Annotated in this window: 11 protein-coding genes; 8 read left to right on the top strand and 3 right to left on the bottom strand. The window is 60.2% G+C overall.

Translation table 11 applies throughout. The features are described from left to right. Positions 1–79: 79 nt before the first annotated feature. The gene (locus C2L65_RS31455; protein ID WP_042315147.1) at positions 80–1,219 is read left to right on the top strand and encodes a porin; all 1,140 of its coding nucleotides are present in this window, start codon (positions 80–82) and stop codon (positions 1,217–1,219) included. Positions 1,220–1,269: 50 nt separating this feature from the next. Here the strand turns inward: C2L65_RS31455 and C2L65_RS31450 are convergent, their stop codons facing one another. Beyond that, entirely contained in the window at positions 1,270–2,475 is a 1,206-nt protein-coding gene (locus C2L65_RS31450; protein ID WP_427910216.1) for a porin, read from the bottom strand. A 355-nt stretch (positions 2,476–2,830) separates the two neighbouring features. Between C2L65_RS31450 and C2L65_RS31445 the strand changes: the two genes are divergently transcribed. The 5 genes from C2L65_RS31445 to C2L65_RS31425 all read left to right on the top strand — a co-directional run bounded on the left by C2L65_RS31445 (position 2,831) and on the right by C2L65_RS31425 (position 7,708). After that, a complete protein-coding gene (locus C2L65_RS31445; RefSeq protein ID WP_042315149.1) occupies positions 2,831–4,183 on the top strand; it encodes an MFS transporter in 1,353 nt (450 codons plus the stop codon). Positions 4,184–4,217: 34 nt separating this feature from the next. Continuing rightward, complete coding sequence (locus tag C2L65_RS31440) at positions 4,218–5,429, top strand: acyl-CoA dehydrogenase family protein (RefSeq protein ID WP_042315150.1); 1,212 nt, start codon at positions 4,218–4,220, stop codon at positions 5,427–5,429. Positions 5,430–5,461: 32 nt separating this feature from the next. Then, positions 5,462–5,998, top strand: a complete 537-nt coding sequence (gene hpaC / locus C2L65_RS31435; RefSeq protein ID WP_042315162.1) for a 4-hydroxyphenylacetate 3-monooxygenase, reductase component — start codon at positions 5,462–5,464, stop codon at positions 5,996–5,998. A gap of 2 nt (positions 5,999–6,000) precedes the next feature. Next, positions 6,001–6,690 carry an EthD family reductase gene (locus C2L65_RS31430; protein WP_042315163.1) on the top strand — a complete coding sequence of 230 codons (690 nt, stop codon included), beginning with the start codon at positions 6,001–6,003 and terminating at the stop codon, positions 6,688–6,690. A 94-nt stretch (positions 6,691–6,784) separates the two neighbouring features. Continuing rightward, positions 6,785–7,708, top strand: a complete 924-nt coding sequence (locus tag C2L65_RS31425; RefSeq protein ID WP_042315151.1) for a LysR family transcriptional regulator — start codon at positions 6,785–6,787, stop codon at positions 7,706–7,708. Here C2L65_RS31425 and C2L65_RS31420 read toward each other — a convergent pair. Together C2L65_RS31420 and C2L65_RS31415 are read right to left on the bottom strand one after the other, a co-directional pair. Then, the gene (locus tag C2L65_RS31420) at positions 7,693–7,878 is read right to left on the bottom strand and encodes a hypothetical protein (RefSeq protein WP_042315152.1); all 186 of its coding nucleotides are present in this window, start codon (positions 7,876–7,878) and stop codon (positions 7,693–7,695) included. The genes C2L65_RS31425 and C2L65_RS31420 overlap by 16 nt on opposite strands. A 35-nt stretch (positions 7,879–7,913) precedes the next feature. Further along, a complete protein-coding gene (locus C2L65_RS31415; protein ID WP_233446686.1) occupies positions 7,914–9,098 on the bottom strand; it encodes a glycosyltransferase family 4 protein in 1,185 nt (394 codons plus the stop codon). A 708-nt stretch (positions 9,099–9,806) separates the two neighbouring features. Between C2L65_RS31415 and C2L65_RS31410 the strand changes: the two genes are divergently transcribed. Both C2L65_RS31410 and C2L65_RS31405 read left to right on the top strand, forming a co-directional pair. Then, a complete protein-coding gene (locus C2L65_RS31410) occupies positions 9,807–11,936 on the top strand; it encodes a hypothetical protein (protein ID WP_427910212.1) in 2,130 nt (709 codons plus the stop codon). Between the two features lie 251 nt (positions 11,937–12,187). Continuing rightward, positions 12,188–13,321 carry a glycosyltransferase family 4 protein gene (locus C2L65_RS31405; protein WP_042315155.1) on the top strand — a complete coding sequence of 378 codons (1,134 nt, stop codon included), beginning with the start codon at positions 12,188–12,190 and terminating at the stop codon, positions 13,319–13,321. Positions 13,322–13,330: the final 9 nt, after the last annotated feature.

Below are 13,330 nucleotides of genomic sequence, written 5' to 3'. Positions count from 1 at the left end.
GCACGACGCCCGCCATCCGGTGGGCGCCGCGCTGCTGCGTGGATCGTCACGTCGTTCAAATCAACAACAGGGGAAAAAAATGAAGAAGACACTCGTCATGGCTGCCATCGCGGCGAGCTACGCGTGCCATGCGCAGGCGCAAAACACGGTCACGCTGTATGGCGTGATCGACGCGGGCCTGTCGTACACGAACAACCAGAAAGGCAGCAGCGCGTGGCAAGCGGGCAGCGGCGACGTGACGGGCAGCCACTGGGGCATGCTCGGGCGCGAAGACCTGGGCGGCGGCACGAAGGCTATTTTTCAGCTCGAAAGCGGCTTCAGCGTGATGAACGGCACCTCGCGTCAGGGCGGCCGTCTGTTCGGTTATCAGGCTTATACGGGGCTGTCGAATGACCGGTTCGGCACGTTGACGCTTGGACGTCAGTACGATTCCGTCGTCGACTACCTCGCGCCGCTCAGCTTTACGGGTCACCATCCGGGCGGCAACAATCTTTCCGCGCACCCGTATGACAACGACAATCTGAACAACTCGTTCCGCGTGAACAATTCGGTGAAGTTCGCCAGCAACAGCTATGCGGGCGTGAAATTCGGTGCGTTGTACGGCTTCTCGAACGAAGCGGGCGGCTTCGACGACAACCGGCTATACAGCTTCGGCACCTCGTACGAAGCAGGCCCGCTGCGTCTCGGCGCAGGCTACTTCCAGGCGAACAACGGCGGCAGCAGCAACACGAACGGCGCATTGACGCTGACCGACCGCACGTTTATCGCAGCGCGTCAGCGCACGTATGGCGCGGGCGGAAACTACTCGATCGGCGCGGCGACGTTTGGCGCGGTCTGGACGCGCACGCAACTCGGCGGGCTCGCGACGATCAACGGCGCGAATAGCCTCGGCCTCGTTGCGAATGGCGAGGGTATGAGCTTCAGCAATTACGAACTCAATGCAAGTTACTCGCTCACGCCGACCATCGCGCTAAACGGCGAATACACGTACACGTCGGGTTCGATGTCGAACGCAACAGGCCAGCATCATCCGAAGTGGCATGAAGTCTCGGTGCAAACCGATTACTTCCTGTCGAAGCGAACCGACCTCTACGTGCAGGCGAGCTATCAGCATATCTCCAGCGACGGCTCCGGCCTGACTGCGGATATCAGCGGGCAAAGTCCGTCATCGAACGATCAGCAGGTTGTCGTTGCTGTTGGGATGCGGCATCGGTTCTAAAACTGTTAAAGCCGCCGCCTTCATATGAACCGGCGGCTTTAATGTAGCAATCAGAACTTGTGCCGGATGCCGACGCGCACGGTGCTTTGCCGGTCGCTGGTGGAAGGCGTGAGATTGTTGATAGCCGCGACGGCCGCCGTGCCCGTCGAGTCCGTGCCCGACGCTTTCTGATAAACGCCGATCAGATACACATCGGTACGCTTCGACAAAAAGTAGTCCGCGCCAATCGCGCCTTGATAGTAGCGCGCGCCAGGGTTCGTTCCCGTCGACGAATCGACGCTGCCACCGTGCGTATAGTCGAATGCCGCGCCGAGCAGGAATGCGGGCGTCAACTGATACTTGAAGTTCACTTCGGCGTTATTGAACGTCGCGTTGCCGCGATAGCCGCGCGGATTCGGACCGGACTCGACCGTGTCACCGAGATTCCTGAACTGCGTATTCGAATACGTTGCGCCGAACGTCGCCGCGCCGAACGTATAGGCCGCGCCCGCTGCAATCACCTGATACGTGCGCGCCGAAGCATAGCCGCTATACACCGGCGACGAAATGAAGTTCGTGCTGGCCGTCGCTGCCGTGCTCGCGCCGTTGTCGCCGAAGAATCCGACATTCGGATTGCGCGCATTCAGATAGCCGACGCCAAGCGAAAGCGGACCATTCGCATAGCCGGCACCAAGCGACCACACCTGATTGCGCGACGCCTCGCCCGCCACGCCGCCCAGGCTATACACGCCGCCGAACGTAAGGCCGGCGTAATTGGCGCTGGTGTACTTGATCGCATTGTTCACGCGATACGCGTTGTTGATATTGTCGAGATCGCCCGGATGTGCGGCGATATAGCCACCCCATTGATCGCCTGCTTCAAAGGGGCCGACATAATCGACGACAGAATCGTATTGGCGTCCAACCAGCACTGAGCCATACGCATTCGACAGTCCAACATACGCCTGGCGTCCGAACATCAGCCCTTGCGTGCTGCCGCGATTCTTCTGGCCCAGCGATCCGCTATTCAGATCGAAGCCGTTTTCGAGCACGAAGAGCGCGGCGAGCCCACCGCCGAGATCTTCCTTGCCGCGCAGCCCCCAGCGGCTCGCCTGCATCACGCCGCTCGACACGTTGTACAGATTGTGGCCTCCGGCATTCGAGGTCCAGTTGAAACCATCATCGACGATGCCGTACATCGTCACCGAACTCTGCGCGTGCGCCGCGCCAGCGAATGCACACTCGACCAACGTCAATGCGGCCAATGCGGCTGCCAATTTGATTCTCATAGATTCGTCATCCCGTTCATCCCGACTGCTTCGATTGAATGACGCAGTGAATGGTGACTGCGCCGCGGCTGTTACGAGGACCGCAATCTAAGTTCGCCTTTATGCGCGGTCAAATCAGTCAAATAGAACAGGTGCGATAAGCGTGCTTTATTTGCGGCTGCATGCACGCCGACAATGGTACGAGCGACATGAATGCCATTTATGTCGCGCATTTTTGGCCTGAATTTGACGGTCTTTTCGCACGCTCCTATCGTTCGCCCATGTCTGTCTGATTCGCCAGGCCGCCCTGCCCGTCCCGACGATCGGGAAGCGGAAACTTCAACGTCTTGCTCAGCCCAACGCCATGAACCCTCACGCGACAGCCACGCTTTCCTCTTCCTCTCCCGTACGCAAGACAAGCACCGTCCGCCGCGCGGTGACGACGGCCGTGCTCGGTCAGATACTCGAGTGGTACGACTTCTTTCTCTATGGAACCGCGGCCGCGCTGGTATTCGGCAAGCTGTTCTTTCCCGTCGGCAGCGATCCGTTGACGGGCACGATCGCGGCATTCGGCGGATTCACGGTGGGCTTTATCGCGCGGCCGGTCGGCGGCGTGCTGTGCGGCCATATCGGCGACCGTTACGGACGCAAGACGGTGATGATGCTCACGCTCCTGACGATGGGCGTCGCGACCATGTGCATGGGGCTGCTGCCGACGTATCAGCAGATCGGTATCGCGGCGCCCATCGGTCTCGTGCTCCTGCGCATTCTTCAGGGGCTCGCAGCGGGCGGCGAATGGAGCGGCAGCATTCTGCTGATTCACGAAAGCGCGCCCGCATCGAGGCGCGGCGCGCTTTCTGCATGGAGCCCGAGCGGCGCGGCATTCGGCTTCGTGCTGTCGACGGCTGCGTTCCTGCTCGCGCAAACGCTGTCGCCCGATGACTTCCTCAGCTGGGGCTGGCGCGTGCCGTTCCTGTGCAGCGTCGTGCTCGTCGTGCTCGGCCTCTGGATGCGCCGCTCGGTAGAAGAAAGCGCCGACTTCGTCGCAGTAAAGGCGACGCACCGCGAAAGCCGCATGCCGATCGTCGAAGTGCTGCGCCGTTGCCCGCGCCAGGTGCTCACCGTGTTCGGCCTCCGCTTCGGCGAAGGCGGCGCGTCGTACATCTTCTTCGCGTTCTCGATTGCGTATGGTCAGTTTCTCGGCCTGAAGTCGACATGGATACTCGGCGGGCTCACGCTGTCGATGCTGCTGATGATTCCCGTGTCGCTTCTGATGGGACATCTCACCGACAAGATCGGCCGCAAGCCGGTCTATCTCGTCGGTGCCATTGCGATGGTGCTGGTCGCGTATCCGTATTTCACGCTGCTTGCCTCGGGCGTGCTGTGGAAAGTGATTGCCGCCCTGATTCTCGCCAACAGCATCACGCTCGGCATTCTCGAAGGCGCGCAGCCCGCGTTCATCAGCGAACTGCTGCCCGTTCATCTGCGCTTCTCGGGACTCGGCATTGGGCGCGAGATTTCATCGGTACTCGGCGGCGGCCTTTCGCCGATGATCGCGACCGCGTTGCTCGCTCACTATCGCAGCGCCACGCCCGTCGCGATCTATCTCGTCGCACTTGCGCTGGTCACGGTGATCGCGACCTTGATCGCGCCAGAAACTTTCCCACGCTCGGCACGGCTGCAGGCAAGGCAGAGCGCCGAAGCCGTCACCGCCTGATCGACTGATCCATTCAACTCAACACGTATTCATCATGCAAAGCCTTCATAGCATTTCGACGTACGCCCACGAGCCACGCTTCATCGACCAGGGCGAGCCGTATCCCGAGTATGCCGGTCCCATTTCGCTCGATGTTCTGATCGAAGAAATCGAACGCCGCCGCGACGAGTTCGATCAGCTCTCGCATGTGCCCCGCGACATGATCGCGAAGATGAAACGTGCGGGCATTTACCGCGCCAGCACGCCGCGCCGTTTCGGCGGAGACGCGCTGCCGCCGCCGCAGTTTCTCGCAATCCTCGAACGCATTGCGATCGCAGATGGCTCGACAGCATGGGTTGCCGCGTTCGGATCGGCGAATACGTATCTCGCGTCACTGCCCGTCGAAACGCAACAACAGATCTACGCGAAGGGACCGGATCAGGTTTTTGCGGGCGGTCTCTATCCGCTGCAACCTGCGATTCAAGTGCCGGGCGGCTACAAGGTCAGCGGCCAGTGGCGGTTCGCGAGCGGCTGCAAAGGCGCGGACTGGATCGGCGTCGGCATTGGCGGCACACCCGCGAGTTCGGGCGATGCGGGCGCGGGCAAGCCCTTCACCGCCGTGTTTCCCGCGAGCGAGGTCGAGATCGTCGACAACTGGAACGTGGTCGGCATGCAGGGCACGGGCAGTCACGATCTGCGCTTGCGCGACAAGTTCGTCGATGCGCAATGGACCTTCGTGCGCGGCGGTCACGCGCTGATCGACGAGCCGCTGTATCGCTACCCCGCCGTCGCGTACCAGGCGCAGGTGCATGCGGCCGTGAACGTCGGCCTGGCGCGCGCCGCGCTCGATCTCCTGACCGATATGTCCGGCGCGACAAAAACGACGACGGGCGCCCCGCGTCTCGCGGACCGGGGCTACTACCGCTCGGGTCTCGCGAAAGCGGAAGCGCAGTGGCGCAGCGCGCGCGCGTTCTTCTACGAATCCTCGCAAGCTGCGTGGGACACGATTCTCGCGGGCGACCCCGTCACGCCGGACCAGGCGAATCTGATGCGCCTGAGCGCGACAAATGCGGCCCACGTATGCGCAGAAGTGGTGATGCAGGCGTATCAGATGGCGGGCATCGCCGCGATTTATCGCGAGAGCCGATTGCAGCGTCTGGTGCGCGACTCGATCGTCGTCACGCAGCATGCGTTTCTCGGCGAGGGCACGTATGACGCGTCGGGTGCGCTGTTCGTCGGCATACCGCCCGTCACGCCGTATCCGTGATGCAGCGCGCGAACGAACACATGGAGCAAGCTATGACGAATGAAGAGATGAAGCGGCGCTTTCGCGATGCGATGGCGTGCCTGCCCGCCGCCGTCAACGTCATTACGACCGACGGCCCGAGCGGACGCTGCGGCCTCACAGCCAGCGCCGTCTGCTCGGTGACCGACGAGCCGCCGACGATGCTCGTCTGTATCAACCAGGCCAGCTATATGCACGACGTGCTGCGCGAGAACCGCAGCGTCTGCATCAACGTGCTTGCGGGCGAGTATCAGGACCTCGCGCGCGACTTCGCGGGCATGACATCGTGCCCGATGGACGAGCGCTTCGCACGCCACGCATGGAAGCCGGGACGCTCGGCCGTGCCCGTGCTTTCGCACGCCATTGCGAATCTCGAAGGCACGATCGTCGAACTCAAGAGCGTCGGGTCTCACTCGGTGATGTTCGTACGCATCGACGATATCTCGGTCAGCTCCGATGGCGATGGACTGATCTATTTCGCGCGGCAGTTTCATCGTCTCGTGCGACCGGTTGCGGCGGCAGCATCCGCTTCCACTCAATGCGCGAGGTAAGCGTGGAAGTTTGCCTCTTTCTGATTGGCGAAAGCAGTCACGCGCGCGGCGTATTCGATCGATCGACTATCTCGCGCTTGCGGTCGGCCGCGCACGACGTGGAGGGTTTGCGGCGCTTCGTGTTGCATCTTCCTGCCGTGCGCGACGAGGGCACAGCGTCGGGACCGTTCTGCGTCACGCAATGGTATTTCGACGATCTCGAACGGCTCGAAGCCGCGCTGCAACCGGGCGGTGTTCTACAGGCCGCCGCTGACGGCATCGCCGCAAGCATGGACGATTGCACGCTGTTCCAGCAGGCAATGGCCGTGCGCAAGTTCTCGACGCCGCACGCAATCGAGGCACGAGAAGAACGTTGTACCTACCTCGTCAGTTACGAAGGTGAAGCGGACGACTTCAATGCATGGCTCACGCACTATCTGACTCATCATCCTCCGTTGATGACGCAGTTGCCCGGCATTCGCGAACTGGAGATCTATACGCGCATCGACTATCGCTCGGCGTTGAAGCACGCGCGTGCGACGGCCATGCAACGCAACAAGGTCGTATTCGATGACGTCGCTTCACTCGACGCTGCACTTGCGTCGCCCGTGCGTGCGCGAATGAAAGCGGACTTCGATTCGTTTCCGCCGTATAGCGGAGCCACGCCGCATTACCCGATGCACAGCATTTACGGTAATCTGACGCGCGAGTGAAAGCGCCGAACGCGGGCATGCGGGTTCGGTCCAACAGCGAGGCGCGGCCGACCGCAAGCGGGTCGCGCGCCGCCACGGCCGGGTTTCGAACGACATGACAAATACGCCCCCAGGCATCACGGACTTGAATCTTCTGCGCGTGTTTCTGGCCATTGCCGATCTGCGCAGCCTCACTGCAGCGGGCGCGCGTCTCGGGCTCACACAACCCGCCGTGAGTCACGCGTTGCGCCGCTTGCGCACGCTGTTCGACGATCCCCTGTTCGTTCGCACGCCGACGGGCATGGTGCCCACCGACGCCGCTGTCCGCCTGCATGCGCCGCTCGCGCAGGCGTTCGGCATCATCAACGTCGCGGTTCAGCAACTGGCGAAGTTCGATCCCGCGACGGCACATCGCGTGTTTCGCGTGTCGATGTCGGACATGTCAGAGTTCTATTTTCTGCCGCCGCTGCTCGCGATGATCGACAGCACCGCGCCCGGCATACGTGTAGAGGTCGCCAACTTCTCCGTGGATGCCGTGAGCACCGCGATGCGAAGCGGCGAGATCGATCTCGCGCTCGGTTATGTGCCGGGACTGGACGCCGCCTGCATCAGCACGACACTGTTCGTCGACGAGCACGTGTGCGTGGTGCGCGCGGGACATCCGCTACGCAAGCGCAACCCGACCAAGGACGACCTTGCCGCCCTGCGTTACGTATACGCGAGCACAAATGCAACCGGTCACCGGATGGTCGAGCAATGGCTGGAGGAATTGAATCTGCGCCGCGATATCGTGCTGCGGCTGCCGCATTTCGTGGTTGCGCCGGAGATCGTCCAGAACACCGACCTCGCTGTCATCTTTCCGAAAAGCATTGCGCAGCGGTTCAATCGAAACAAGGCATTCCGAATCCTGCCGTTGCCTTTTTCATTGCCACCGATCGAAATTCAGGTACACACGCACATGCAGTTTTCCGCCGACCCCGGCATTGCATGGTTGCGCGACGCGATCTGCAGCATGTTCTCGACTCAAGGTTCGAGATAGCCCTTCACGAGTTCGTGGATCTCAGCGAGCGTGGCGACGGCCGCATTCAGATCGAGTTCGCTGTTCGCTTTTGCCAACGCCATGACATCCACGAACGCTTCGTCCTGTTCCTCCGCCATCATGCATAACTGAAACGGCGTGCATGCCCCGAGGCTCTCCGGCTCATTCATGATTCTCTCCCCGCGCGATAGTGCGACGATGCGCTTTACTCATGCTCTGCTCGCGAGACGACCTGATCGGAATCGAGCACACAATCGGCAAGTTCCATCAGATTGCTCGCGAACGTGGACGGTTTCCATTGCTCGACGCTCAGCCGTGCGCGGGCAGATAAGCGTTCGCGCAGCACATCGTCCAATGCCAATGTTCGCATGCGCGCCGCGAGCATCTCCGCGTTGCCAGGCTCGACGACATAGCCGTTCGAGTCGTTCACGACAAGCTCACGCGCTACGCCGCATGTATGCGTGACGATCGCCGTGCGCGACGCCGCGAATGCTTCGTTGATGCAGAGTCCCCATTGATCGAACTCGCTGGCGAGCACCACGAAATCGGCAAGGCCGTAAATCGCGGGCATTTCGCCGTTGGGCAGTGCATCGAGAAAGCGCACGCTCCTCTCGAGTTCGAGCTGCGATACGAGTGTTCTCAGCATGGGCTCGTCCTGTCCCTGCCCGATCAGAACCAGTTCGATCGCATGGTCCGCGAGACGGGAACGCGCAAACGCATTGATGACGACATCCACGTTTTTGCGCGCCACGAAGCGGCTGACGCAGAGCACATAGCGCTGCGGCAAGCCGCGTACACGGCGAACGTCGTCGGCAGTGGCAAGCGCAGCGGCAGCGCGGCGCGAAAACTGGTCGACGTCGATCACATCGAAACCGACTCGCGAGCGCCAGCGCGGAATGCCGAGAGACTCCGCGTAGTCGCGATGCCTTTCTCCCGCGACCAGCGCGGCGTCGAACCGCCGCACCAGCCGGCGCTTCAGCCATTCCTTAATGCTGCTGCGCGGGCCGTCGTCGGCCTTCGAGTCCGACATGTAGATCAGGCCAAACGGTCTCGTGAACCTTCTGACGAAACAGAGCCACAACGAGTACGGTGTGTCATAGCCCAACGTCACGACGACATCCGGCTCCATTCGCCGGATGATCGCAGTGAGACGCGCGAAGACATTCAGCCAGCGTCCACCAGCGTCGCTGACATCATTCTCCAGGGTGGTGACGCACTCGTGACGTTGCTCGAAAAACGACGCGCGCCGGGTTTGCGGAAACGAATAGAAGCCCGACCGCCCGAATACTTCGACCAGAGAGACTTCGTCGCCACGCCTCCTCGCAAGCCGCATCAACGCTTCATAGCGCGGCACGTGGTAGTCACCGAGGTGACCGATAACGAACAGCATCCGCATGACGTCCTCAAAACACCGCTATTGGCAGAAACGCACGACGCGCGAACCCGTCGGGATGCCGTTATCGAATTGTCTTCATTGCTCAGGCTACTGACGAACGCTGCGTCAGAGGCCACTTACTTTATTACGGGTGCAGGCTTACGTTTGTATGGATTGCCACTGACAACTGCACTCTGTCTATTAAAGGCTGTTCGCCGCACTAAAATCCGCGTTCGAACCGGGAGAACTACGCTCTGTTAAAGGACGGCTCACAAATATAGACTGGTTTTCGTGCTTATCTGGAAGCGGTCGCTTCAACATCTTTATCGCGAAAACGGATGATTTGTCTTTCAAACAGTAAGAAAAGGACTGGTGTAATAGCAAGCGTGAACAAGCCGAGGCTACTTCATCCGTTCGACTACGGCTCTCGGGGACAACACCAAGAAAAAAAGGGACGATCGCAATCATATGAATACGTCGCCATTCGGGCTTTTTCGATTGTCCCGCTGTGTCCTGTTTCTTCTTTGCATGTGCTTCATTCTGATCGGGACGGCACGCGCGTCATCCGCCGATTGCAGTGCGGGCACGCTCGTGACAGTTGTCGCACACCTCGATGACGATCTGCTGTTCGTTGAGCCCGCAATCAGCGAGCGGCTGCGTGCGGGATGGTGCGTCACCACCGTTCATCTGATTGGCGGCGCCAACGGAGCGAATTTCGCGTACGTGCAAAAGCGTGAGGAAGCCTCGCGACTGGCTTATGCGCGTCTTGCTGGAGTCGGGAATGCGTGGGATGAATCGACAGTACAGATTGCCGGAAAGCCGGCATTCCAGCTCACATTGAAAGCGCAACCACGCGTACGGCTTCTCGAACTCAGACTTCCCGGCGGCGCAGTCCGCGGCGGCCGCGTGCCGCTCGCGCTGCTGTGGGATCAGGGCGCAACGCTCACAACCTTTCCAATGGGACATGGCGAACTGCCGCCAACGCGTTACACACGTGATTCGCTTTTCGTCGTCCTCAAAACGTTACTGCAGGACGCGACGCGAATCGCCACGCTGAACCCAGATACAGTGCCGTTCATCGAGCACCCTGACCATATCTACACCGCCCGCATGACACGCCATGTCGCGCAAACGTTGGGGCGCTCTATTCCCATTGCCTTCTACACAACGTATCCGACAGGAACCTGGCCCGCGACGCTGTTCGGCGAAGAAGCGCAACGCAAGCGCGACATAGCGGCCAGCTACTTCTCAATCGACGGTGGCGATATCGCGCATGTGTTCGGCGAGTACCAATGGGACGGCAACTGGGTTTTGCGCAACTATTTGCGCGACGACACCACACTTCATACAAAGCCGGATTTCGTCGCCATTCCTTCTGTGCTCTTCAATACCGGTTCCAGTCAATGCCTGACTTCGCGAGGCAATGCGCGCGGCCCCGAACTCGCGTCTTGCGATGAGTCTGCCAGTCAGCAATGGAAATGGGAGCCGCGCGCTGCGTACGCGGGCAACCAGCACAATGCGGCACTCGTCTCCGTCGCGACGGGGCAATGCGTCGCCGAACATGACGGCAGACTCGCGGAAGAACCATGTGAAGAATGGAACGTGTCGCAACGCTGGACGCCTTGGGACTTTGGTCTGATATTCACGCCCTCGCGTCGTTGCCTTGGCGCGGAGAACAACCGCCTTCATATCAGAGGATGCGCGTCCATGACGACGCGTTACCGCTGGTCCACAATGCGTCCGTCATGGTCAACTGACTTGCGTCTCACGGGCGCAATGTACGGGGACGTGACGGGCGACGGTACGCTCTCGGCCGTCTATGTGCAAAGGCGTTCCGACGGCCCCGGCTTCGACGTCTATGTTCAGACTTCAATCTTAGGCAAACCTGAAGAGCCCGAAAACTGGTACGCGAGTGCCGTGCGCTTCGATAGCCGCGCGACGATGCCGACGTGCGGTGCCGATACGTTGTGTTTCGACAGCGCGCGCTTTCTGACTGGCGACTTCGATGGCGACGGCCGGGCGGATCTCATGGTCGTCACGCCGCGAAACGGCGGATCTGCCTTCTGGTTGTTGCGCAGCAATGGCAATCACTTTGCCGCACCAGTTCTCTGGTTTCAGAGCGATGGCCGAATACCTGCAGAACGCACGCAGCAGTACCTTGCCTTTTCGACCAAAGAAACATCGCGCGAAAAGATCCTCGCTGCAGTGCAACGATCAGACAAGGCTGTCGATCTATGGACGATCAGCGCCAATCAAGCCGGGCAGATCCAGCAGACAAAAGTCAAAGGTACGAACTATTTGAAGTCCAATGTGCAACTGCTCACCGTGAGCAGCACTCGCAAAGACACAGCAACGTTCATTGCCGTGCAATCTACTGACGATAACCGTCGCCTGGCCGTCACGACACTCAGCGTCGACAAAGAACACTGGAGCTTTGGCGCAACATCTCTTCTGCCTGCTCAATTCCAGCGCGACACCACACGCTTTACGCGCGACGCCAGCGCCGACGCAACGATTGTGATGACCGTGCCGCATTTCCAGGAGCCCGGCGGCGTGGATGTATGGAAGTGGAACGTACAGCATCGGGAGACTGCGCCCGTTTTACTCGCCTATCTGCGCGATCTCCGGTGGCAGGACGCCGCGCCTGCCCTGCTCCGCGATAACAACCGCACTGCACTCGTCTTCTACGAACGCACGGACGCCGTACTCGCCAACACACTCTTCTCGGCGGGCACTGCCGCTCTGGCGCGATACGCGTTCGACGGAAACAATTTGCAAAGTATTCCGATGGAAGGTTTTCCGTTGCCAGCCGTTTACTCGGAAACGCTCTGGCTCGATCGCCTGGTTCAATAGAGACATTGCAGTCGCACTCGGATGAGGACTGCTCTCACTCCCATTTGCGAAGCGAAAAGGGAAAAGTTCTTTGAACGAGCACTCGTGTCCAGCAACAACTAGTGCTTGACCGAATCGCAATGTATCGATTGGCTATGGTATATCCACTCATGTCGGTTACGACAATTGACGATTGACCCACGCAACCGTACGCTGCAGAAAGACGAGAGACACGGTTCTCTGAGATCACGCCCCATTCGAGACGGTGAAAAGTGCGGATACTACAGGTCGTCTATGCGCCACGTTTGTCTGGTGCGGAGATTCTGGCAAAGGGTCTTGCAATCCAGCACAGGGAGGGTGGCAACGAAGTCTGCATCGCGTCGATGCAGCCGCAAATGGCGGACTTCGATCATAGCCGCAGCGAACTAGCGGCAGCCGATGTACTGTGCGACTTTCCCGAATCGCCGCAAGGACGTATCGGGCGTCTCATGCACCTATGGCGCTGCATACGGCAATTTCGACCGGACGTGATCATTGCGCACGCGACGCTAGCCGCGCTCTATGTGCGTCTTCTTCCCGTTGCCGCACCCGTCATCTATGTGATGCACTCCGGCTCCAATGACTTCGCGAACCCGAAACTAAGATGGGCGGAGCGCGTGCTTTCCCGTCGCGCGAAGGCCGTGGTCGGTGTCTCGTCGCAGAATACGCTCGACTATCTGCGTGAAGTCGGGCCGCATCCGCTCGTAACGGTGATTCCCAACGGTGTGGATCTGCCGCGCTTTCAAGCTGCACCTTCAGCATCGGTCATTGCCGATCGCAGCACTTCACAGCAGATCGTCCAACTGGGCCGCTACGTCGTCGACAAAGGGCAACTGGAAACCATTCACGCGTTTGAAATCGTGCTGCAACAGGAGCCTGACGCGCGACTGGTGTTGTATGGCGTCGTCGAAGATCCCGTTTATCACGATATGGCCATGAAACTCGTGCAACGTTTGAACCTGGACGAGCGAGTGACGCTGTGCGGTCCAGCATCGAATGTCGCGGCGATTCTGCAGGCCTCGCAAGTCTTTGCGATGCCGTCTCTCAGAGAGGCACACAGCATCGGCTTTCTCGAAGCACTGGCGTCGGGTATTCCCGTTGTCGCGAGCCGCATTGCAGCATTCGAATTTGCCCGCGATTTTCCAGGCGTATCGCTCGTCGACACGAAAGATCCTTCCACCTATGCGCGCGCATTGCTGCACGCGCTGCGTGTGCCCCGCGCGTATCGCGCGCTGGACGGCTATACGTTGCACGACACGGCAGAGAACTACCTGAAGATCGCGCAAGCCGTCTACAAGCACAAGGTGCGAGGCATTGCCGCGGAATCGTCGATATCGGCGTTGGAGAGCAACGAATCATCGATGTGAGCGTGGGAA

It is taken from the genome of Paraburkholderia terrae, from assembly GCF_002902925.1.
In the GTDB taxonomy this organism is placed as follows: Bacteria; Pseudomonadota; Gammaproteobacteria; order Burkholderiales; family Burkholderiaceae; genus Paraburkholderia; species Paraburkholderia terrae.
Note: the sequence above shows the minus strand (reverse complement) of the source record. Positions and strands in the feature narration are given on the sequence as shown.

Bases quoted from the DNA above. Each gene is read 5' to 3' on its own strand.
- C2L65_RS31420 (WP_042315152.1), bottom strand. From the start codon at position 7,878: ATGAATGAGCCGGAGAGCCTCGGGGCATGCACGCCGTTTCAGTTATGC.
- C2L65_RS31415 (WP_233446686.1), bottom strand. From the start codon at position 9,098: ATGCTGTTCGTTATCGGTCACCTCGGTGACTACCACGTGCCGCGCTAT.
- C2L65_RS31440 (WP_042315150.1), top strand. From the start codon at position 4,218: ATGCAAAGCCTTCATAGCATTTCGACGTACGCCCACGAGCCACGCTTC.
- hpaC (WP_042315162.1), top strand. From the start codon at position 5,462: ATGACGAATGAAGAGATGAAGCGGCGCTTTCGCGATGCGATGGCGTGC.
- C2L65_RS31425 (WP_042315151.1), top strand. From the start codon at position 6,785: ATGACAAATACGCCCCCAGGCATCACGGACTTGAATCTTCTGCGCGTG.
- C2L65_RS31445 (WP_042315149.1), top strand. From the start codon at position 2,831: ATGAACCCTCACGCGACAGCCACGCTTTCCTCTTCCTCTCCCGTACGC.
- C2L65_RS31455 (WP_042315147.1), top strand. From the start codon at position 80: ATGAAGAAGACACTCGTCATGGCTGCCATCGCGGCGAGCTACGCGTGC.